Raw genomic sequence first — 22,069 nt, forward strand, 5'->3', positions numbered from 1 at the left:
TGGGGCCGAAGGCGATTGGGCAAGCCGAATGCGAACGGCGCCCCGGATCATCCGGGGCGCCGTCGTCGTCGATCACCGGCCGCCGCTAACCGCCGGCCTTGTTGTAGGCGTCGATGGCCTTCTGCAGACCTTCCAGCGCCTTGCCCAACTGCCCGAGGTCACCGGACTTCTGCGCGTCCTCGACCCCCTTCAGGGCGTCGTTGAGCTCCTTGACCGCGGCATCCTTGCCCGCCGACCCGGTCGTGGGCGGCGGCGTCGAGGAGGGCGGCGGAGTGTTCTGGTTCGACGGCGGTGGTGAGGTACTGCCCTGCTGGCCGGGCGGGTTGATCGCCGCCTGCCCGGGCTGCTGCGTCGTCGCGGCGCCCAATCCGTCCTGGACGTCGTTGAGGGCATCGCCCAGCGTGGACTGATAGCCCACCTTGTCGCCGTAGGAGGCCAGGACCTTCACCAACTGTGGGAACGACGCCGTGGTCGGTCCGCTGTTGCGCTCCAGATACCAGGGTTCGACGTAGAGGATGCCGCCCTCGCCGATGGGCAGGGTGAGCAGATTCCCGTATTTGATCTTGTTGGTGTTACCACCGGTCAGCAATGTCCGGTCGTTCGAGACCCGGGCATCGGTGGTCATCGACGTCTGAACCTGTTGCGGGCCCGGCGTCTGCGAATCCGTCGGCAGCTTGAGCACCGTGAACTTGCCGTAGTTCTCCGGATCCGCCGCCACCTGGATGTAGGCCGCGAGGAACTGGCGTTTGAAGCCGACCATCGCACTGGTCAGATTGAACTGCGGCCGACCGGTCTTCGGATCGCCGATGAGCACGTAGTACGGCGGCTGATGCGCGTTGGTCGGGGTGTCGGAGGTCGGATCGTTGGGGACCGACCAGAACGCGTTGTTGGTGAAGAACTCGCGCGGATCGTTCACGTGGTAGCGCGCCAGCATCTCGCGCTGCACCTTGAACAGATCCTCCGGATACCGGAAGTGCGCGGCCAACTCCGGCGAGATCTCACTCTGCGGCTTCACCGAGTTCGGGAACACCCCGCGCCAGGCGTTGAGCACCGGATCGGTGGGGTCCACGTCGTAGAGGTTGACCGTGCCGTCGTAGGCGTCGACCGTGGCCTTGACGGAGTTGCGGATGTAGCTGACCTCCTTGCGCGGCAGCGTGCGACCGGTGTTCTGGTCGATGCTGTCCTCGACCACGCCTTCCAGCGAGGTGCGTTGCGCATAGGGGAAGTTGTCCAGCGTGGTGTAGGCGTCGACGATCCAGAGGATGCGCCCGTTCACCACCGCCGGATACATGTCGCCGTCGGTGGTCAGCCACGGTGCCACCTGCTGCACGCGGCTGCGCGGATCGCGGTTGTAGATGATCTTCGAATCCGAGCCGATGGCGCCGGAGAACAGGATGTTGCGTTCGGCGTACTTGGCGGCGAAGGCGAGGCGGTTGAACCAGTTGCCGATCGGGACACCGCCCTTGCCGGTGTAGGTGTACTGATCGGTGCCGGTGTCGTATTCGCGCGGCGGCTGGTTGTTGCCGCCCACGATCGCGTAGTCGGCATCGGATTTGGAGATCATCTCGCCGTAGTAGATGCGCGGCTGATCGACCGGGATGGCCTGCTTGTCCTTCGGCGTGAACAGATCGCTCACCGTCGACTTGTCGCCGACGTTGAAGACCGGATATCCGTACCCGCCGCTGGAGCTGCTGGTGCCGGCGCCGGTGGCGGCCTGCTGAGTTTCCTTCGGCGGGGCCACGTTCACCCGGTTGGCCGGGGACGCGACGAAGCCGTCGCCGTGGGTGTAGACGGTGTGCTTGTTGATCCAGTCGGTCTGGTTACCGGACAGGTTCTGCGGCACCAGTTCGCGGGCGGCGACGATGTAGTCCTGCTTCTCGCCGTTGATGGTGTAGCGGTCGATGTCCAGCGGGTCCGGGAAGCCGTAGAAGTTCTGCAGCTGCTGGCGCTGGATGAAGGTCTGGGTCAGCAGATTCGGATCGAGCAGCCGGATATTGCCGATGGTCTGCTGGTCGGCCGGAATCGATCCCGGATCCTTGGTCTGCGAACCCTTGTAGTCGACGTAGGAGACCTTGTCGTCGGTGAGTCCGTAGGCCTGCCGGGTCGCCGTGATGTTGCGTTCGATATAGGTCGCTTCCTTGGTGGCGGCGTTCGGGCGCACCTCGAACTGCTCGACCACCAGCGGCCACACCGCGCCGACCAGGATCGACGACAGCAACAGCAGTGCGGCCGCCATCGCGGGCACGCGCAGATCGCGCAGCACCACCCCGGCGAAGAACGCGACCGCGCAGATGATCGCGATCGACATCAGGATCAGCTTGGCCGGCAGCACCGCGTTGATATCGGTGTAGGAACCGCCCGTGAAGGTGGGCTCCTTGCGGGTGCTCGACAGCAGCGAGTACCGGTCGAACCAGTAGGCGACCGCCTTCAGCACCACGAACGTGCCCGCGATCAGCGCGAGCTGGATGCGGGCCGGGCGGGTCAGCGTGCCCTCCCGACCGGACAGCCGCAGCCCGCCGAAGATGTAGTGCGTGACGAGGTTCGCGAAGAACGCGATCACCACGGCCACGAACAGCCAGTTCAGCAGCAACTTGTAGAACGGCAGATCGAAGGCGTAGAAACCGACGTCGATGTGGAACTGCGGATCCTTGATCCCGAACGAACCGCCGTGCAGGAACAGCTGCACCGTGACCCAGCTCGACTGCGCGACCAGACCCGACAGCAGGCCGACCAGTACCGGGATGCCGATGCCGAACAGTCGCAACCGGCCCATCACGGTGGTGCGGTAGCGCGCGATCGGATCGCTGGGACCGGACACCGGGACGAAGACCGGGCGGGTGCGGTAGGCGGCCAGCAGCGCCAGCCAGACCAGTGCCCCGACCACGACCGCGACGATGAGGAACAACAGAAGCCGGGTGACGAGCACCGTGGTGAACACCTGGCGGAAGCCGACCTCGCCGAACCACAACCAGTTGGTGTACGCGTCGGTCAACCGCGGGCCGACCAGCAGCAACGCCGCAATCACGAGCGCGGTGATCAGCAATATCCGGCTGCGTCGAGACAGCGAAGGTAAGCCTGTCGGGGGGCGCATGCCCACGATGCCACTCTCCCAGGTCCGGCGGCGTACCGAAGCGATTGTCGGCCGATACACCGCAGTCCGATGATGCGTCCGGTCCCTGCGGACCGTCTCTCGCGCCCCACTCTACGTAAAACGGGACGGCTTGGATCGCGATGGCTCCGGTATGCCGTGGCGGGGACGCGGGCGCTCGTGGTGGACGTACAGTGTCGGCCGTGACTGTGGACAATCCCTCCTCCGCCCTGTACCGCTGTATCCGGGACGTGGCCGAGTTCGCCGACACCGAGGGCTGGGATCAGCCGCCGCAGTTGTTCGCGCTGGTACCGACCGCCGACCTGGTGGCCGCCGAGCCGACGCTCGAGGATCAGCTCGACGACGGGGCCGCATTGACTCCCATCGCCCAGGAACCGCTTCCCGACGATCTGAGCGGCGATTCGATGGCCCTCGACGAATTCCTCGCCACCACCAGCTGGCCGCCCGCCGTCGAGGGGGTGGTGCTGGTCCAGCAGATCGTGGTGTTGCCGCCGAACGCCGAACACACGCTCGACGAGGCCATCGCACCGCTGCTGGCCGACCGCGACGCCGCCGACCGCGCCGGTCGCGACGCCGCGCAGACTCATCCCGAGCGCCGCGACGCCCGGCTCTACGCCGGTGTGCTGCGCGACGGAGTCTCGTTGTGCCTGTTGCAGTTACGCCCCGAAGAGGACGAGGCGTTCCCCGATCTGGATCTGCGCACCGCGCCGAATCTGGCCCCCAACCTGATCGACGCGCTGCGCCACACGCTCGAGAACGAGCCGGACTAACCGCAACTGGGGGCGGGACGTCCGGCGTTGATGTCGTCGAGCGACTGCACCGCGGTGGCCAACGTGTCGACCTTCACCAGTTTCAGGCCGTCCGGAGTGCGCTGGCGAGCCTCGTTGCAGTTGTCGGCGGGGACCAGGAAGGTCTCCGCACCGGCGTCGCGGGCCGCGATCATCTTGTACTGGATACCGCCGATCGGGCCGACCTTGCCCTGCGGATCGATGGTTCCGGTGCCGGCGACGAAGCGTCCGCCGTTGAGCTCGCCGGGACTGAGCTTGTCGACCAGTGCCAGGCTGAACATCAGACCGGCCGAGGGGCCACCGATATCGGCGAGGTTGAAATCGACCTGCAGCGGACCGGCAGGCACCTCCTGCGGGGTGACGCCGAGGTAGGCCTTGTTCGAATCGTCCGGGCGCGCACCGAGTTTCACCTCGACCGTCTGTTCCACGCCGCCGCGGCGGATCACCATCGGGATCGTCGTGCCCGGGGCCGCCCCCTGCACCGCGTCGATCACGTCCTTGGAGGTCGTGATCGGTTTCCCGTTCACGCTCACCAGTTCGTCCCCCTTCTGCAGCACCGCTTTGGCCGGGCCGTCGTCGGCCACCACGCGCACCTGGACCTTGGTCGGATACTTCAGGAAGTTCAGCGCGGCCAGTTCGGCGTTGTCCTCGGATTCCTTGAAATCGGCCTGGTTGGACTTGTCCACCTGGTCGCGGGGAACGCCGGGCGGGTAGACCTCGGCGCGCGGCACCAGGCCGTAGCGGCCGTCCACCCACAAGCCCATCGCCTCGAATATATTCAGCCCGTCGCGAACGGACACCGTCGTCATGTTCAGGTGTCCCGAGGTCGGATCCACCGCGGCACCCTGCACCGCGACGACCTGCTTGCCCTCCACCTCACCGAGGGTATTGAAGGTGGGACCAGGGCCGAGAGCGACGAACGGCACCGTCACCGCACTGCCCACCACACCGAGGACGAGCACGGGCACCAGAGCCGCTATCAAGGTGATGATCCGACGATTCACCCGGCCCACAGTAGCGGCTCCACGATCACCATCCGCGTAGCCTTGGGGGCATGAGCGACGTGCCCTTCGGATTCTCGAACCGCGACGACGATCCCGACCGTGACAAGCGTGACGATCAGGCCGGTTCCGGAGCGAACAACCCCTTCGCCTTCGGTATGGGGTCTTCGGGCGCGGCCGGATTCGATCCCGCGGCCTTCGGGCAGATGCTGACCTCGCTCGGGCAGATGTTCTCCACCATGAGCCAGCCGGGCGGCCAGGCGAGCCCGGTCAACTACGACGTCGCCAAGCGGCTGGCTCGCCAGCAACTCGGTTCGACGGTCGCGCCGATCACCGACGGTGCGCAGCGCGCCGTCAGCGATGCCGCGCATCTGGCCGAGTTGTGGTTGGACGCGGCGACCACCCTGCCCGCCGGGGCGACCAAGACGGTCGCATGGTCGCCCAACGATTGGATCGAGCAGACACTGCCGACCTGGAAGCGGCTGTGTGATCCGGTCGCCGAGCAGGTCTCGGGTATGTGGAGTTCGACACTGCCGGAGGAGGCCAAGCAGTTCGCCGGGCCGATGCTCGGCATGCTCGGGCAGATGGGCGGTCTGGCCTTCGGCTCGCAGCTGGGACAGGCGCTGGGACAGCTCGCCCAGGAGGTACTGACCTCCACCGATATCGGGCTGCCGCTGGGTCCGGCCGGAACCGCGGCGCTGCTGCCCAGCGCGATCAGCGAATTCAGCAAGGGCCTGGAGCTTCCCGAAAGCGAGATCCTGGTTTATCTGGCCGCCCGAGAGGCCGCCCACCAGCGGCTGTTCGCCCATGTGCCGTGGCTGCGGCAGCAGGTGCTGGGCGCGGTCGAGGATTACGCGCGTGGCATCCGGATGGACTTCTCCGCGATCGAGGAGGCCGCGCAGAACATCGATCCGATGTCGCTGACCGATCCGTCGAAACTCGAGGAACTGCTGTCGCAGGGCACCTTCGAACCGCAGACCACCCCCGAGCAGAAGGCCGCGCTGGAGCGGCTGGAAACGCTGCTGGCGCTGATCGAGGGCTGGGTTCAGGTCGTGGTGGCCGAGGCCGTCGGCGACCGACTGCCCGGTGCGGGCGCGCTGGCCGAGACGCTGCGGCGCCGCCGCGCCACCGGCGGTCCGGCCGAGCAGACCTTCGCCACCCTGGTCGGCTTGGAGCTGCGTCCGCGCAAGCTGCGGGAGGCCGCCACACTGTGGCAGCGGCTGACCACCGACGCGGGGATGTCGGCGCGCGACGCGGTGTGGGCGCATCCGGATCTGCTGCCCTGTTCCGAGGATCTCGACAAGCCGAGCGGTTTCATCGACGGTGTGATCGGTGGCGGCGCCAACGTTTTCGACGATCCGCTGGCGCAGCTGGCCGAGACCGAGGCGCGTGAACGCCGCGAAGGCGCTGCGGCGCAACAGGAGCGGCCGAACAAGGACGCGGACGGCGACAAGGACACGGACGGCGACAAGGACACGGAAGGCACTGCCGCCCAGGGCGATTCCACTTCGGGCGCGAATCCGTCCGACGCCGACGACGAGCGCGGAGACAACGAGGATCGCTGATTGTCGGCGGCGCAGTCCGGGCGGCGCGGTTCAGCCCAGTCGCGCTTCGGCGGTCGCGTAGCCGAACAGCTTGCGCCCCTTGGACAATGCGTCGACCACGACGGTCACCATGCGGCGACGTGAACTGAGCCAGCCGACCTGACCGCCGAACAGGATCGACGCCGGAGCGTCGGAGTCGACGGGCAGATAGTGCATCTTGGGCGCGTATTGCACCCGCAGTTTCGTCAGTGCGGTCGGATCGCCGAGCCAGCGGCCGAGATAGCCGGCGACCAGGCCGAGCGTCAGCATGCCCGGCACTGCCCCCGTCGTGGTGCCGGATCGGTGCGGATCCACGACGCCGGCGTGGCGCACCACATCGTCGGCCGCGACCGTGACGGTGTCGGCGGGCAGATCCGCGCCGACCGCCAGCGGGCCGAGGTCGACGATCGGACGCGGTAGCGACGGTTGGATCCGGTCCCGCTGCGGCGTGCGCAGACGCCGTTGCGCCGGGACCGGTTCGAGATCGTGCGGCCGTTGGGACGCACCGGATCGCGCACAGGTTCCGGGCTGGGTGTGCACCAGCAGGGTGGAGGAGCCGCTGGTCACGACCTGACCGTCGTCGTCGCGCAACAGGGTGGTCACCGAGACCACGTCGTAGTCGCGGTAGTGGCGGAAGGATTCGAATCCGATTTCGCAGCTGATGCGGTCGCCGGCCAGCAGCGGGCGCACGATTTCCAGCGTGCGGTCGGCGTGCACGACGCACCCGCTGTGAAAGCCCGGGACGAGTGCGTCCAGCGTGCGTTCCTCGGCGCGCATCCACACCGTGGTGGCGAAGGTCGGCGGGGCTACCAGGGCATCGAATCCGCGCGCGGCGGCGGCACGTTCGTCGCGGTGGATGGGGTCGATGGCGCCTATCGCCCGGGCGTACTCGCGAATCGTGTCCGCGGCGATCGGCCGATCGCCGCGGGTTCGAAACCGATGTTCGCCGTGCAGCGACGCCACCGGTGGCACGCCGAGGGATGCGCTGACCATATTGCTCCTTTAACCGACCCGAATCGACCCGATTGTCGGCCGCCGGTGGCCCGGCGTTAGCACTCTCCGCGCCGGTCTGGAAAATTCACGGCGAGTCGTCGGCCAGATTTGTGAGACGGTGCGTTCACAGTGATGCTGCGAGATCGCCCGAAGCGCCCTGTGGACAACGCCGAACCTGTGGATAACCAGCAGTTTTCCGGCGGGCGTGCCTCGGCCCGGCGACAATACTGAGCCCATGACGTTGTCACACGCACGTGGACCGATGTTGCATCCGCGGGTGGCGGTTCTGCGCCGGCCCTCGGGGGCGGTGCAATTGGGTTGGGATCCCGAACGCGCGGTACTCCTGCACCCGCCCGCCGTCGACACCGATGCGGTCGTCGCGTTCGTCCGGCTGCTCGACGGACTGCACAGCCATCCCCAGCTCCTGTGGGAGGCCGGGCAACTCGGCCTCGGTGGCGTGGCCCTGGAACTACTACGAGATATCGACGCGGCCGGACTGCTGATCCGGCCGCAGGCCCGCCGCACTCGCGTGCGGACGGTGCATGTACACGGCCGCGGGCCCCTGGCGGATGCGCTGCACAGCGGTATCCGGCAACTGGGCATCACGCCGACGCGGTCGAGCGAATACCGCAGCGGCACATCGGATTCGCTGCCGACCTCCGATCTGGTGATTCTCACCGACGCGCTGGTCCCGGTGCCGGAGTTGGTCAGCATGCTGCTGGTGCGCCGAATCCCGCACCTGCAGGTGCGCATCCGCGACGGGCACGGTGTGATCGGGCCGCTGGTACTACCCGGCGGCACCAGCTGTCTGCGCTGCGCCGATCTGACCCGCACCGAATTCGACGCCGAATGGCCGCATTTGGCGGCGCAGCTGCTCGGCCGGACCGGCTACGCCTCCCCCGCCACCATTGCCGCCACCGCCGCCCTGACTTTGCGCGAAATCGAATCGATTATCGAGGGCGCCGCCGACGACCCGCCCCGAACCCTGGACACCACACTGGAATTGGATCCGCACACCAGGCGCATCGCCCGGCGTCGCTGGACCCCGCACGCCGACTGCGCCTGCCGCCGAATCGCCGCCACGGGGGCCGAAGCGCCGGACGGCGATCGCACGGTCTCCGTCGCCGGAGGACAGGTATGAGCGCGTCGAAGATGGCTCGGGCGGTGACAGGATCTCGCCTCGATGATGTCGCTACCGTCGCGCGCCGGGGCCGGGCCGTCGTCGCCTCGGCCATGAGGTGGGTTGGGGTCGTCGGCTCAGCGCGCGTCGGAGGCCGAGTCGGTGAAAGACCAGACTGCCGCGGGACGTCCGGTGGCCTTGGTTCGCATCCGTTCCCCGGTGCGGGTGAGCCCGGGGATCGCGGCCAGGGTGCGGTTGAGGTTGCCCGGGTCGGGACGAGCGCCGGACAACGCGGTCGCGAGGGCGACCGCGCGCGTGGCGGGAAACTGCTCGCCGATCAGCGGGCGGGTGAACGCAAGGTCTTTCCACAGCATGTCGGCGAGTCGTTCGCGGGCGACCTCGACGATCATGTTGTGGTCGAAGGCCAGCGGCGGAACGTCGTCGAACGGAACCCATTGCACACCGGGAAAGGGTGCGATGCTGCCGGTTTCATCATTATTGAGAACCGCCCACATCGCGATCGAAAGCGTCGGACCGCGGGGATCGCGATTCGGCTCGTCGAAAGTGACCAGTTGCCCGACGGCGAGGATCGCATCGTCGGGCACACCCAGTTTGCTGTGTACCGCGCGGCGCGCCGCCGTCGCGAGCCGCTCACCGCGGCCGAGCAGCACACCCGGCAGGGCGAGTTCGCCCGCGAACGGATCCCACTGCCGGGGGGCCACTGCGAAGGTCACGGTCGTGTCGTCGTCGCCGAACCGAAGCGCGACGACATCGAGCGATACGGCGGATTGCTGCTCCACGGCGAACCATCATGCCGCAGCCGCGACCCGGGCCACGCGATCGGCACGATCGGGCCCGTGCCCGGTCAGCACCACGGGCGCGCCCAGCCGGCGTTCCAGGAATTCCGGAACATCCGCCGGCAGCGGTACGAGATCCGGGGTGCTGTGCGCGACGAGGCCGGTCAACCACCGCTGATGGGTCAGATCCCGCCAGGAACCACAATCGAGCCGGTCCCGATATCCGTCCGGGGCGAAATACCCTGCGGCGGTGCGCATATCGTCGCGAGCCGCCACGAGATCCAGATGGTTGACGGCGAGCGCGTCGATTCCCCCACACGCCTCCACGGCATAGCGCAGCAGGATCGGATCCAGATGCCCGACGCGGAAGGCGCCCTGATACGGGCCGGTGGCGTTGTGCGGCTCCGGGATCGACAATGCCGGATCCTCGGTCGGAAAGGGGCCCGCGCCGTGGCGAGTCTGGTACGCGCGAGTCACTCCGAGGACCGTGCCCGGTTCCCCGATCCGCGCCAGCATGGCGCGGGCATGGCGGGGCTCCACCGTCGACCAGGTGGTGTAGGGATGCAGACCCCGCCATTCGTCGAGCAGCACGCCCTGGGCGCCCTCGAAGATCAGCCGGCCCGCGGCGGCGAATACCGCGAGTTGTTCACCCGGCACCAGCGCCACCGACCGCGCGAATTCCGTATAGGCGTCGACCAGGGCGTCGATCGGTTCGTAGCCGTGGCGCCCGCTCGCGAGCAGCGGTGCGAAGTGCCGCTCCAGCGCGATCAGTTTGCGGCGCAGGATATCCGGAGTGCGACAGTCCCGGACCCGGGGCGCATCGTGCTCGAGGGCGTAGCGCACGGTCTCCCCGATGCCCATCCCGCAGGAACCGTGCCGGGCGGCACCCCGCGCATCCTCCCGGCAGCGGTTGGCGGCTCCGTGGATCGGAGTGGTCAGCAGCGCCCGCTCGTCGACGAAGATCGAGCCCAGCGGATCGGCGACGCCCAGTGCGGTCAGCGCTTCGGCCTCGGCGGCCAGGGCGATCGGATCCACGAGCACGTGCCGCGACAGAACTGTCGGCACGCCCGACAGCGTGCCCGATCCGAACTGCCGGAAGGTGTGTCGCCGGCCGTCGGCGATCACGGTGTGCGCGGCCTGCGCGCCGCCGTTGAAGCGCACGACGGCTGCGACGTCCAAGTCGGCCTGTGGCGAGCACAGCCAATCCACGGTGGCGCCTTTCCCGGCGTCGCCGAATCCCAGATCGACCACGATCACATGCCGGTCGCCGAACATGGTGATTTCCCTTCGCTTTTCGGATCGGATTCACGGTCAGAACCGGACGTCGTCGGCGCCCGGGGTCGCCGCCGGCAGCGCGCCCGCGGTGCGACGACCGACGGGAGTACCGATCGGGGCCAGTGCCTTACCGACGACGTCGGCGGCGTCGGCGGACCCGATATCGCGCAGATCGGCCAGCCCGGCACCCAGATCCACGCGGTCCTCGCCGATGCCGATCGTCAGGGCGATGAGTTCGCACACCGCCGCCGGATCGTCCAGGCGCAGGACCCGCTCCCCGAGCACTCCCCGCCAGTGCTCGAGGATTTCCGGATCGGTGTAGTAGTGGGATTGATTCGGCAGGATGTAATACACATGCCACCGATCGGCCAGCTCGCGGTAGATCGAGGGAACCGAAATGTCCTGGGGCACATCGTCGCCGATCACCCGCCGCACGTGCCCGGCGGCGAGGCGCGGCTTGTTCAGCTCGTCGCCCACGATGAACAGATACCCCTTGCGTCCGCGCTTGTCCCACGCATCGGTCGCCGTGTGCCGAGCCATGAAATACGCTGCCAGCTCGTAACTTTCGGATTTCTGTCCGCCTCCGCCACCTTCGAGCAGAATCAGCCGCAACTGTTCGTCCATCCGATTGTCGGATTCGAACTGCCCGATCTGCAGCGGCACCCGATCACAGTCGGCATCGCCGATCCCGCCGAACAGAATCTGCGGATCCTCGGCGTACCCCTTGCGCTGCAGCAGTCCGTGCAGGGTAGTCAGTTTCTCCTGCATGATGCGCGGGACCCGCCCCATCGACCCGGTGACGTCGAACAGCACCGCGATCGGCAGCGAGGCCCCGTGCTCGGCGGAGTCGCGCGACTCACGCGCTCCGACGCCGAAGGGGTCGAGCAGCGGATGGGCGACCCATTTCGTATAGGGCTTGGCCCGCATGTCGGCGGTGTAGCCGAAGTCGTCGAGTCCGCGGGCGGCGCGGAAGGTGCGGGCGGCGTCGTAGGCGCTGTCGTCCCACTGTCCGTATCCCATGGTGATCACTGTCCTTTCGGTAGTTCGAACGGCCGGAAGCGGCGGGCGCCGTACAGCCGGTCGAGCAGGTCGTCGAATTCGTCGAGCAGGGTGCGGGCGTCGGGCCGCAGCCTCGGTGCCGATTGCAGGCATCCCTCGGCGAAGGCGCGCATCGGCGCGGGCGCGCGGTCGCCGAGCATGGTGAGCAGCAGCCGATGGGCCAGATACACATCGGTGCGCGGGCAGACCCCGGTGCCGATTTCGGGCGGATAGTCGATCGAGGCCGGTGTGGCCGCGGGCACGCGCCCGGGCCGGGTGGCGAACGACCACCCGACCAGCACGACCCCGTGCAGCCGCGGATGGATGAGCACGTTCTCCGCGGAGACCGCGGCGTGCACCCACTGCGCGGTCGCGGCGCCGGCCAGGCAGCGCAGCAGCCGCCGGTGCATCCAGGCGTAGTCGCGCGGGTCGAGCCCGCGCGGAAAGGCGGCGCGGACCTGGGCCAGTGTCACGAACCCGTCGGTCAGCGCGTCGAGCACGTTGATCGCGCGAACCTCGCCGGAGTCGATATCGGTGTGGTCGACGGAGTCGATCAGGCGCGGAAAGTACGGCGCCAGCCACCCGTGCTCCCCGGTGAGCGCGGCGATGTCCGTCAGCGCGTTCCGCTCGTTCGCCAGCAGCGAATTCGCGGCCGGGCGCCGTGCGATCTTCACCACTGCCGCCGAATCGGTGCGGTACACATCCGCGACGGAACCGCGGGCATGCACCGCACCGAGGCGATATCGCCCCCGCCCGCCACAGACCTCGACGGCCTGCCCGGCCGCGAGCCAGCTCCGGTACAGCTCGCCGAGGCGAACGAAAACCGCGGTGGCCTGGTCGGCCTCGGCGGCGGGCACCCGATCCGGATGCAGCGCGGCGGCCAGCCGCAGATACGTCCGATGCGCGGTGCGGCGAGCGGCGGAATCCGTTGTCGCCGCGCCGAACAGATCTTCCGGGCGTCGCACCTCCCGGATGGCCGACACGGCCTCTCGCGTTGTCGTCATAGTTTTAGTCTATATGACTAAAACATGCAGCGCCAGACCTTCGGGACAACTTTTAGTCGAAACCACCAAAACGTGGGACGGCGGCCGCTCGACCACCACGGATGAGCCGTTTCTCATGCGCTCGGGCGCACCGACGATCGCCTGGACCGGCCCCACTGTGACCGATGACACGTCTCGGTCCGGGGGTGGAGTTCACGCAATTCACATGGCACGCGGCACGGTGGGTCAGCCATGATGGGGGTGTGTCTGAGATTGTGCGCCGTAGCTCATCCCGCAACGCCAAGTTGGCGAAGATTCCACTCGGTATCGCGGGACGGGCCGCTGTGGGGTTCGGCCGCAAACTCGCCGGCGGCGACAAGGGCGAGATCAATGCCGAGTTGAATCAGAAGGCCGCCGAGCAGATCTTCTCCGTTCTCGGCGAGCTCAAGGGCGGCGCAATGAAATTCGGGCAGGCGCTGTCGGTGATGGAGGCAGCCGTACCCGAGGAGTTCGGCGAGCATTATCGCGAGGCGCTGACCAAACTGCAGGCCGCGGCACCGCCGCTGCCCGCCGCCGCGGTGCACCGCGTGCTGGATCAACAGCTCGGCAAGGCGTGGCGCACGCGCTTCCGCTCCTTCGACGACGCCCCCACCGCCTCGGCCAGTATCGGACAGGTGCACAAGGCCGAATGGTCCGACGGCCGCACGGTGGCCGTGAAGGTCCAGTACCCCGGCGCCGACGAGGCGCTGCGCGCGGACCTCAAGACCCTCAACCGGATGGCCGGCATGATCGGCGCCATCGTCCCCGGCGCCGACGTCAAACCCATCCTCGCCGAGATCACCGAACGCACCGAGGAAGAGCTCGACTACCGCACCGAGGCCGCCAACCAGCGCCGTTTCGCCAAGGCCTTCGACAGCCACCCGCGATTCCTGGTGCCGAAGGTGGTGGCCGGGGCGCCGAAGGTGATCGTCACCGAATGGCTCGATGGCACCGCGGTGTCCAAGATCATCAAACGAGGCCAGGAGGATCCGGCGGGCACGGTCGAGCTGCGCAACCGCGTGGCAACGCTGATGGGTGAATTCCACTTCTCCTCCCCCGCCCTGGCCGGACTGCTGCACGCCGACCCGCATCCCGGCAATTTCATGATGCTCGACGACGGCCGGTTGGCGGTGCTGGATTTCGGCGCCTGCGCGCCGCTGCCCGACGGGTTCCCGCCGGTACTGGGCCAGATGGTGGCGATGGCGGTCGAGGATCGGTTCGAGGAACTGACCGATCTGATGTACAGCAACGGCTGGGTGATTCCCGGCCGCACCGTCACGCATGCGGAGATCGCCGACTATCTGCGCCCGTTCACCGATCCCATCCGCGAGGATTCGTTCCACTTCACCCGCAAGTGGATGCAGCGCGTGGCGGGCAAGGCCACCGATGTGAGCCGCCCGGAGATGAAAACCGGTATGTCACTGCAACTTCCGGCCGAACACATCATGGTGTTCCGGGTGCTGATGGGTTCGATCGGCATCTGCGCCCAGCTCGACGCCGAGGTGCCGTTCATGAAGCTGATGCACGACTGGGTGCCCGGCTACGCCGAATACCGCAGCGCCAGTTGATCCTTCGCCCCGCCGGGCGCCGAATATGGGACAAGCCCCGCATCCGACATCGGATGCGGGGCTTGCTCGTGTTCCCAGAAGTGGCCGAGGCGGATCCGCGCTCGGCCCGAACCGGCGCCGATCACGCCAGTGCGACCTTCCGCGGGCGGCCGCGCGGCCGCTTGCGGGCGATCACGACGCCCTGTTCGAAGATCTCGCCACCCCAGACGCCCCAGGGCTCACCGCGATCCAGGGCGGCAGCGAGGCAGCCCTTGCGGATCGGGCAGGAAGCGCACAGTGTCTTGGCCTCTTCCAGCTGGGTGGGGCTTTCGGCGAACCACAGGTCCGGGTCACCGACTCGGCAGGGCAGCGCGAGCGCGACACCGCGGGTGCGGGCCGGCCTCGAGGCCTGGGTCGATCGGCATGTCGCGCGAGTAACGGTCGCGGTGGACACGTCTTGCTCCTTCAGCTCGTGCAGCGGTCGTTTCGTTGTCTTCCGCGAAACCGGTGCCGGTGGCTGGAGGCCGAAAAAGAACTGTGGCCACGGTTTCGCTTCGGGCGATCCGTGGCCAGGAGGCTGCGGTAGCTGGTGCTACCTGAACCGACTTCGATGTCGGCTACTGATCACGGTCGCTGGGTGTGCGTTGCGGAGGCGGACTGCCTGCAGATTCGCCGTCATACGATCGGCTTCCACTGCGAAGGCGTGGGCTGCGTCGGTGTGGAAACCGATGTGTGCCTGATGCCAACCCCACTCGGACTTGTCTGCGGCAATTGCATATGCGGGCGCTTGCGGTCGAGCACCGATAATGCTTGCGACAGACAGACCGGTCCCCTGCAAGGCGAGGACCCCCCGGGAGGCGGACACGACAGAAACCACCGGTGCCACAACGCTTCTCGAAGCGAGAGTCACGATGTTGTTCATTTTGTCTACCTCCCTCCTACTCGTTATCCGACTGATCACTGTGCGCACCGGAATGCCCTCCCAGCGCGTGATCACCACCCTACGGGTGCGATACACAACCGCACAACCTATTTTTCACCTGCGGTTTTGTCATTCGCGGCACGCCCGCCGGATCACCGGTTGCGCACCCGTGATCGCACGATCGCCAGTAGCTCCGGACCGAACTGCTGCGACTTCTGTTGTCCGATGCCCGGAATCGCGGCCAGCGCGTCCTCGTCCATCGGCACCTGTTCCGCGATCGCGGTGAGCGTTTTGACGCTCACCACCGCGAACGGTTTGATCTGCAATTCCTCGGCCCGCTGCCGCCGCCATTCCTGCAGGGCGCCGAGCAGTTCGGTGTCGACCTCGGCCGGACAGCCCGAACACCGCCCGAGCAGCGTGTCGGTGGAATTGAGCAGCGAACGCCCGCACACCCGGCAGACCGGCAACCGGCGGCCGCGCCCGCCCCGCATCCCCGCCTGCTGAGCGACCATCGACGCCGGGGAATCCTCCGGCACCAGCCCGGTGAGGAATCGGCTGCGGCGCCGGTTGCGCCGCCGGCCGTCGGCGCGCGACAGCGCCCAGGACAACCGCAGATGTTCGCGTGCGCGGGTCACGCCCACGTAGAGCAGCCGCCGTTCCTCCTCCAGCGCGGCCTCGTCGGTCACCGCGCCGCCCTCACCGAGCACATGGGCGATGGGCAGGGTGCCGTCGGTCAGCCCGACCAGGAAGACCGCATCCCATTCCAGGCCCTTGGCGGCGTGCAGCGAGGCGAGGGTGACGCCCTGCACGGTCGGTGGGTGGCGGGACTCGGCGCGGACGGCCAATTCCCGTAGCAGCCCGGCGAATTCGAGGGCGGGATCGTGGGCGGCGAGCTCCTCGGTGAGTTGCACCAGGGCCACCAGCGACGACCAGCGCTCGCGAGCCTGCGCACCGGCCGGCTCCTCGGCGGTGAGTCCCAGCCGGGCGAGGACGGCGCGCACGAGCGTCACGACCTCGGGACCGCGGGCCGCGGGCAGGTCGTCGCGGGCTCCGGCCTGGCGCAGCGCCTGTACCGCCTGCCGGACCTCGGCCCGCTGGAAGAACCCCTCGCCGCCGCGGACCTGATAGGGAATGCCAGCCTCGGTCAGCGCCTGCTCGTACACCTCGGACTGGGCGTTGATGCGATACAGCACGGCGATCTCGGCGGCCGGAACACCCCGCCCGAGCAGGCCGGCGATGCCCTTGGCGACGGCGGTGGCCTCGGCGACCTCGTCGTCGTATTCGGCGAAGGACGGTTCCGGCCCGTCGGCGCGCTGCCCGACCAACTGCAGCCGGGTCCCCGCGATGCGGCCGCGTGCGGCGCCGATCACGCGATTGGCCAGCGACACCACCTGCGGCGTCGACCGGTAGTCCCGTTCCAGCCGGACGACGGTGGCGTCGGGGAACCGGCGGGAGAAATCGAGCAGATAGGCCGGGCTGGCGCCGGTGAACGAGTAGATCGTCTGGTTGGCGTCGCCGACCACGGTCAGGTCGTCGCGATCGCCGAGCCACGCGTCGAGGACGCGCTGCTGCAGCGGGGTCACATCCTGGTATTCGTCGACGACGAAGCACCGGTAGCGGCCGCGGAACTCCTCGGCCACGGCCGGGTAGTCCTCGAGCGCGGCGGCGGTGTGCAGCAGCAGGTCGTCGAAATCGAGCAGCAGACCGTCCGGGGTGTTCTTCAACGACTCGTAGCCGGTGTAGACGGCCGCGATCTTGTCCGCCTGATACGGAATGTCGCGGTGGTGACGCTGGGCGGCGCCGGCGTAGTCCTCCGGCGCGATGAGCGAGGCCTTCGCCCATTCGATCTCGCCCGCCAGATCACGCACGTTCTCCGTCGCCGTCGGCAGGCCCACGCGCTGGGCGGCCTGGGCGACGACCGCGAATTTGGAGTCGATGAGCTTCCACGGCACATCGCCGACGATCTGGGGCCAGAAGTACTTCAGCTGCCGCAGTGCGGCGGCGTGGAACGTGCGCGCCTGGACCGTCTGCGCGTCACCACCCAGGCCGAGCGCGCGCAACCGGGCCCGCAGCTCACCGGCCGCCCGGGCCGTGAAGGTCACCGCCAGCACCTGGTCGGGGCGCACATGCCCGGCCGAGACCAGATGCGCGATGCGGTGGGTGATGGTCCTGGTCTTGCCGGTGCCCGCTCCCGCGATCACACACACCGGCCCGCGCGGCGCCCGCACCGCGGCGGCCTGCTCGGGGTCGAGCCCGTCGAGCCGCAGGCTGGTCGATGAGGTCGGGGCAGGCACGCGCTCCATCATGACAGGCACTACCGACATCATCCGCGCCGCCGCGACGACGCCCCTCGGTTGCCCGGTGCCACGGGTGCGCGGCGCGTTGCCCTCGGCCGGCGCGAGCGTCGCTCAACTCCGTGCGTCGCGCAGCGTCCGCAATGCCGCGGCGAAGCCGGCAGTCCGATCCTGCAACGGACCGAAGAAGGCCCGGTCGCAGTCCTCCACCGCGACGATCGCGCGATTCACCAGTGCCACACCGGCTTTCGTCGGTACCAGGGATTTCGCGCGCCGGTCGTGCGGATGATCGCGCCGCTCGATCAGGCCCTTCTGTTCGAGGGCGCGCAGTACCTGGGAGGTCATCATCGGGTCGGTGGCGGCATGGGCGGCCAGATCGCGCTGCGTGATGGGGGTGTCCGCATTCGAGCCGCCGAACCACGTCAGCGCGGCCAGGAGCACGAACTGCACGTGAGTGAGGTCGAACGGGGCCAGCGCCGCGCGCACCGCCGCCTGCCACCGGTTGGTCACCTGCCACAACAACAGGCCCGGGCTCTCGTCGGCACTACCGAATTCCGTTCGCAGCGAGTGGGTTTCGTCGCTCACCCGGCCGCCCTCGCCCGCTCGCTCGCGTCCTCTCCCAGCATGGCCTGCGAGATGACCGCGAAATCGCGCGCGCTCAGTTCCACCACACCGCGCCGCAACACGATGCCCCAGTTGGGGACGCTGGTGAGATCGAGATCACCGCGCACCGTATCGATCGCGATGTCGTGCGCGTGCGGGCGATAGGTCACCGCGCGCCGCCACGGCCGGAAGCAGCCGCCCGGATCCTCCCCCTGCCACGCGGGCCCGTCGTCGACCGTGCCGATCGCGGTGAACGACTTGACCGGCTCCCCCTCGCGCATACCGGTTCTGGGCGAGTAGTAGACGAGTCCGTCACCCGGCCGCATCCGTTCGACCGCGGCACGCTTGCCGTGATTGGCCTGCACGATGCCGAGCGCCACCCCGCGACGCACGTGATCGCGCGAGACGACCGCCAGCCAGTACTTGTTCATGATGTCCTCCTCGAACGATTCAGTGGGTGCCCGGAACCGATTCAGTGGGTGCCCGGAACGGCGCGGCGCGCCTCGGCCGTCTCGACCAGCGCCGCGAGGTCGCGATGGACGGAGTCGGCCAGTCCGCCGCCCATCAGTGCCGACCACAGCCGACGCAACGGGCCGGTCATCGAGATGGTCACCGTGACCTCGGTGCCCGCGGCCGTCCGCACCACGCGATGGGCGAAGGTCAGCCGAGCGCCGAACAGACGCGAGACGTCGACGAACTCCTCATCGGTCAGCTTCTCGACCACGAACGCGACCTTCGGTCCACCTTTCGGCTTCAAGGTTCCGGTGGCGCCCTCGACGAAGGGGCCGTCCAGCCGGACCCACTCGGTGTCGGCGTTCCATTCCGGCCAGGCGGCCATATCGGCCCAGACCACGAAGAAGTCGGCGGGCGCGGCGGTGGATACGGCGTGAGCTGCGGCGATCTGTGTCATGTATTTAGTATGCGCGCTTACTATCTGTTTGGCAAGCCCCCTCCGGCAGAGGTCACAACCAGCCGTGGGAACACGGAAAACCGATTCGATGTTCAATCAGGCGTGACTGCTACTGACCTGACCATGTACTCGACGACCTGGTGCGGATACTGCCGCCGCCTCAAGAAGCAACTCGACGAGGCGGGGATCACCTACACCGTCGTCGACATCGAACAGGACCCCGAAGCGGCCGAATTCGTCGGCAGCGTGAACGGCGGCAACCACGTGGTGCCGACCGTCAAGTACTCCGACGGATCCACTGCCACCAACCCGAGCCTCGCCCAGGTGAAGACCGCGCTCGCCGCGATCGGCTGACCGGCGGCGAGTCGCGGGCGAATCAGCCTGCCGCAGCCCAGGATTCGACGATGGTGCGGGCGATGGAGATGGAGCCCGGCAGCAGTAGCCGCTGCTGCTCGGCATTTCCGGTGTCGCCGGTGACCGAACCCCACGCACCCGCGGCCAGCGCCGTGCGCACCTCGTCGCGGGTGAACCAGTGGGCCTCGGCGATCTCGCCGTCGGAGAAGACCAGCGGCGCGTCGGGATCGGCGACCGCGGCGAACCCCAGCATGAGCGAACGCGGCAGCGGCCACGGCTGACTGCCGAGGTAGCGGATATCGCGCACCGCGACACCGACCTCCTCGCGGACCTCGCGCTCGACGCAGCGTTCCAGCGACTCCCCCGCCTCCACGAAACCGGCCAGCAGCGAGAACATCTTCTCCGGCCAGTTCTGCTGACGGCCCAGCAGGACCCGGTCGCCGCCGTCGTGCACCAGGCAGATGATGGCCGGGTCGATGCGCGGGAATTCCTCGTGCCCGGAAGCGTTGACGCGCGACCAGCCGGCATTGGACACCGTGGTCGGGCTGCCGTCGACGGCGCTGTAGCCGGCGCGGTCGTGCCAGTTCAGCAGCGCCAGTGCGGTGGACAGGATGCCGAGGATCACATCGTCGAGGTGCAGCGCGCTGCCCACCACTCGCAGGTCCATCAGCTGACCCTCGAGTTCGTTGTCGCGAACCGCCCAGATGTGCGCGCCGTCGACCACACCCAGCAGAACCGCCTCCGGCGCCGGCTCGGACGCGTAGTTCAGCGCCGCCTCCAGGACGAGCTGATCGCCGTCGATCCGGACCTGCCCCCGCTGGTTCATCCGCACCAGTTTGGCCTCGGCCCACCCTTGTTTCAGCGCCTGCTCGTCCGAGCGCAACGTCTCGGCCCGATCGAGGGCGGAACGCGACAGCAGGGGAAGACCATTCAGTTCGAATACCGACACGCTTCGAGCGTATCGCGCTGGTCGCGCGGGACCGGAGGAGGAACCCCGCCGGGCGCCGCCGTCCGGACTATTTGTGCACGCGACGGATGTAGAGCAGTTTGTCGCCGGTTTCCAGGGCGTCCACCTCGGGCTCGTCGACCCGGATCAGTGTGCCCTCCCGGACCACGCCGAGCACGATATCGCGCAGATGCCGCGGCGAGCCGCCGACCTCGTCGGATTCCACGTCCCGCTCGGCGATCGCGAAACCGGCCTCGGGGGTGAGCAGGTCCTCGATCATGTCGACGACGCTGGGGGTGGTGGTCGCGATACCGAGCAGCCGGCCCGCCGTCTCCGAGGAGACCACGACCGAATCGGCACCGGATTGCCGCAACAGATGGGTGTTCTCGGCTTCCCGGATCGAGGCGACGATCTTGGCCTTGGCGTTGAGTTCCCGCGCGGTGAGCGTGACCAGCACCGCGGTGTCGTCGCGGTTCGCGGCGATGACCAGAGAGGCCGCGTGCTGAGCTCCGGCCAGCCGCAGCACATCCGATTGCGTCGCCGAGCCGTGCACCGTCACCAGCCCGGCGTTGGCCGCGGCCTCCAACACGGTCGCGTCGGTGTCGACCACCACGATCTCGGCCGGTTGCACCCCGTCGCCGAGCATGGCGTCGACCGCGGTCCGGCCCTTCGTGCCGTAACCGACGACCACGGTGTGATTACGCACCTTCTGCCTCCATCGCTGAATTTTGAACGCCTGTCGTGACCGCTCGGTGAGCACCTGCAGGGTGGTACCGACCAAGACGATCAGGAACAGCACGCGCAGCGGGGTGATGACGATCGTGTTGACCAGCCGCGCCTGCTCCGTGATCGGGGCGATGTCGCCGTAGCCGGTGGTCGACAGCGAGACCGTCGAGTAGTAGGCGGCGTCGAGCAGGGTCAGCTCCTCGCCGCGGTTGTCGTGATATCCCGCGCGGCCGAAATAGACGACCAATGTCGCCGCCACCAGCAGCAGCACCGCGAACGCGACCCGGCGGGTCAGCGAGACCCAGGGACTGGTCCGGATCTCCGGAATACGCAGAATGCCGACCAGCGCGTAATCGGGGCGTTCCGTCAGACGGCCCAGACCTCGTGAGCTGTCACCGAACACGGCATCCCCCGGACATGTCGTTGCTCACCTGTGCCACAGATCGGCAGCGTACCGGCCGGATGCCGACTCCACGGACTGGGCACGCGAGTGGGAACTGCCCGGCGTGGGTGGGCAGGAGCGGAGGCGGCAGCGCGAGAGCGTGAGTGCGCGGGGGCGGGTGCGGCAGCGTAGCGTCACCACGGAGCGACCCCACTCGCGGCGGAGAGAGCGCGGCGGCCGGGGCCAAGAAAGGACACAGCATGAGTGACGCCGGTCGGGCCTCGCAGCGGCGAGCGGTGCTGATGAGTGCCGCGCTGTTCGGCATGGGCGCCCTGCATTTCGTGGCGCCCAAGCCCTTCGATTCGATCGTGCCGCCCGCTCTCCCGGGCCGGGCCCGGACCTACACCTACGCATCGGGTGTCGCCGAAATCGGTGTGGCGGCCGCCCTGGCGGCTCCGCGTACCAGGCGACTCGGCGGCCGGCTGGCGGCGCTGCTGTTCCTGGCGGTCTTCCCGGCCAACATCCAGTTCGCCGCCGATTCGGTGCGAAATCCGAAGGCGGCCAAGGCGATCAAGTGGGTATCGGTGCTGCGGTTGCCGTTCCAGGTGCCGATGATCACCCAGGCCCTGCGCATCAGCCGCGACGCCGCCTGAGCGGCA

Annotated in this window: 20 protein-coding genes; 6 read left to right on the top strand and 14 right to left on the bottom strand. The window is 68.3% G+C overall.

All coding sequences use genetic code 11. The features are described 5' to 3' along the window. Positions 1-85: 85 nt before the first annotated feature. Positions 86-3,097, bottom strand: coding sequence for a UPF0182 family protein (locus tag AC5592_RS17530; protein ID WP_083871085.1), 3,012 nt, complete (start codon positions 3,095-3,097; stop codon positions 86-88). 134 nt (positions 3,098-3,231) lie between these two features. Between AC5592_RS17530 and AC5592_RS17535 the strand changes: the two genes are divergently transcribed. Beyond that, entirely contained in the window at positions 3,232-3,879 is a 648-nt protein-coding gene (locus tag AC5592_RS17535) for a PPA1309 family protein (protein WP_371507228.1), read from the top strand. Here AC5592_RS17535 and AC5592_RS17540 read toward each other — a convergent pair. Beyond that, positions 3,876-4,901 carry a YlbL family protein gene (locus tag AC5592_RS17540; RefSeq protein WP_198163872.1) on the bottom strand — a complete coding sequence of 342 codons (1,026 nt, stop codon included), beginning with the start codon at positions 4,899-4,901 and terminating at the stop codon, positions 3,876-3,878. The genes AC5592_RS17535 and AC5592_RS17540 overlap by 4 nt on opposite strands. A gap of 50 nt (positions 4,902-4,951) precedes the next feature. On the opposite strand from AC5592_RS17540, the gene AC5592_RS17545 reads away from it, so the two are divergent. Then, the gene (locus AC5592_RS17545; protein ID WP_084506814.1) at positions 4,952-6,463 is read left to right on the top strand and encodes a zinc-dependent metalloprotease; all 1,512 of its coding nucleotides are present in this window, start codon (positions 4,952-4,954) and stop codon (positions 6,461-6,463) included. Between the two features lie 30 nt (positions 6,464-6,493). On the opposite strand, the gene AC5592_RS17550 is transcribed toward AC5592_RS17545, so the two are convergent. Then, a complete protein-coding gene (locus AC5592_RS17550) occupies positions 6,494-7,474 on the bottom strand; it encodes an FAS1-like dehydratase domain-containing protein (protein WP_036504340.1) in 981 nt (326 codons plus the stop codon). A 235-nt stretch (positions 7,475-7,709) separates the two neighbouring features. Here AC5592_RS17550 and AC5592_RS17555 point away from each other — a divergent pair, with 235 nt between their 5' ends. After that, complete coding sequence (locus tag AC5592_RS17555) at positions 7,710-8,615, top strand: TOMM precursor leader peptide-binding protein (protein ID WP_063064858.1); 906 nt, start codon at positions 7,710-7,712, stop codon at positions 8,613-8,615. Between the two features lie 116 nt (positions 8,616-8,731). On the opposite strand, the gene AC5592_RS17560 is transcribed toward AC5592_RS17555, so the two are convergent. The 4 genes from AC5592_RS17560 to AC5592_RS17575 are packed head-to-tail and all read right to left on the bottom strand — an operon-like array spanning position 8,732 to position 12,708. After that, complete coding sequence (locus AC5592_RS17560) at positions 8,732-9,394, bottom strand: NUDIX hydrolase (protein ID WP_063064859.1); 663 nt, start codon at positions 9,392-9,394, stop codon at positions 8,732-8,734. Positions 9,395-9,403: 9 nt separating this feature from the next. Then, entirely contained in the window at positions 9,404-10,666 is a 1,263-nt protein-coding gene (locus tag AC5592_RS17565) for an adenylosuccinate synthetase (RefSeq protein WP_063064860.1), read from the bottom strand. Between the two features lie 36 nt (positions 10,667-10,702). Next, a complete protein-coding gene (locus AC5592_RS17570; RefSeq protein ID WP_063064955.1) occupies positions 10,703-11,686 on the bottom strand; it encodes a hypothetical protein in 984 nt (327 codons plus the stop codon). Positions 11,687-11,691: 5 nt separating this feature from the next. Continuing rightward, on the bottom strand, positions 11,692-12,708 hold the full coding sequence (locus AC5592_RS17575; RefSeq protein WP_063064861.1) for a hypothetical protein: 1,017 nt from the start codon (positions 12,706-12,708) through the stop codon (positions 11,692-11,694). Between the two features lie 242 nt (positions 12,709-12,950). Here AC5592_RS17575 and AC5592_RS17580 point away from each other — a divergent pair, with 242 nt between their 5' ends. Next, positions 12,951-14,294, top strand: a complete 1,344-nt coding sequence (locus AC5592_RS17580) for an ABC1 kinase family protein (protein ID WP_063064956.1) — start codon at positions 12,951-12,953, stop codon at positions 14,292-14,294. A 121-nt stretch (positions 14,295-14,415) separates the two neighbouring features. Here AC5592_RS17580 and AC5592_RS17585 read toward each other — a convergent pair whose 3' ends face one another. The 5 genes from AC5592_RS17585 to AC5592_RS17605 all read right to left on the bottom strand — a co-directional run bounded on the left by AC5592_RS17585 (position 14,416) and on the right by AC5592_RS17605 (position 19,002). Next, positions 14,416-14,727 (bottom strand): WhiB family transcriptional regulator, encoded by a 312-nt coding sequence (locus AC5592_RS17585; RefSeq protein WP_083871097.1) that lies wholly within the window; start codon positions 14,725-14,727, stop codon positions 14,416-14,418. Between the two features lie 620 nt (positions 14,728-15,347). Then, positions 15,348-17,501, bottom strand: a complete 2,154-nt coding sequence (locus tag AC5592_RS17590) for an ATP-dependent DNA helicase UvrD2 (protein WP_371507240.1) — start codon at positions 17,499-17,501, stop codon at positions 15,348-15,350. A gap of 102 nt (positions 17,502-17,603) precedes the next feature. Further along, positions 17,604-18,074, bottom strand: coding sequence for a MarR family winged helix-turn-helix transcriptional regulator (locus AC5592_RS17595; RefSeq protein WP_232329405.1), 471 nt, complete (start codon positions 18,072-18,074; stop codon positions 17,604-17,606). After that, the gene (locus tag AC5592_RS17600; RefSeq protein ID WP_063064863.1) at positions 18,071-18,523 is read right to left on the bottom strand and encodes an EVE domain-containing protein; all 453 of its coding nucleotides are present in this window, start codon (positions 18,521-18,523) and stop codon (positions 18,071-18,073) included. Before AC5592_RS17600 ends, AC5592_RS17595 begins: the two co-directional genes overlap by 4 nt. A 41-nt stretch (positions 18,524-18,564) precedes the next feature. After that, the gene (locus AC5592_RS17605) at positions 18,565-19,002 is read right to left on the bottom strand and encodes an SRPBCC family protein (protein ID WP_063064864.1); all 438 of its coding nucleotides are present in this window, start codon (positions 19,000-19,002) and stop codon (positions 18,565-18,567) included. 102 nt (positions 19,003-19,104) lie between these two features. On the opposite strand from AC5592_RS17605, the gene AC5592_RS17610 reads away from it, so the two are divergent. Further along, complete coding sequence (locus AC5592_RS17610; protein ID WP_269750196.1) at positions 19,105-19,356, top strand: mycoredoxin; 252 nt, start codon at positions 19,105-19,107, stop codon at positions 19,354-19,356. A gap of 22 nt (positions 19,357-19,378) precedes the next feature. Here AC5592_RS17610 and nudC read toward each other — a convergent pair whose 3' ends face one another. Together nudC and AC5592_RS17620 are read right to left on the bottom strand one after the other, a co-directional pair. Then, positions 19,379-20,305, bottom strand: coding sequence for an NAD(+) diphosphatase (gene nudC, locus AC5592_RS17615; protein ID WP_063064865.1), 927 nt, complete (start codon positions 20,303-20,305; stop codon positions 19,379-19,381). A 67-nt stretch (positions 20,306-20,372) separates the two neighbouring features. Next, a complete protein-coding gene (locus tag AC5592_RS17620; protein WP_036504378.1) occupies positions 20,373-21,431 on the bottom strand; it encodes a potassium channel family protein in 1,059 nt (352 codons plus the stop codon). Positions 21,432-21,670: 239 nt separating this feature from the next. On the opposite strand from AC5592_RS17620, the gene AC5592_RS17625 reads away from it, so the two are divergent. Continuing rightward, positions 21,671-22,063 (top strand): DoxX family protein, encoded by a 393-nt coding sequence (locus AC5592_RS17625; RefSeq protein ID WP_063064866.1) that lies wholly within the window; start codon positions 21,671-21,673, stop codon positions 22,061-22,063. Positions 22,064-22,069 lie beyond the last annotated feature (6 nt).

The sequence above is a fragment of the Nocardia violaceofusca NBRC 14427 genome, assembly GCF_963869435.1.
In the GTDB taxonomy this organism is placed as follows: Bacteria; Actinomycetota; Actinomycetes; order Mycobacteriales; family Mycobacteriaceae; genus Nocardia; species Nocardia aobensis.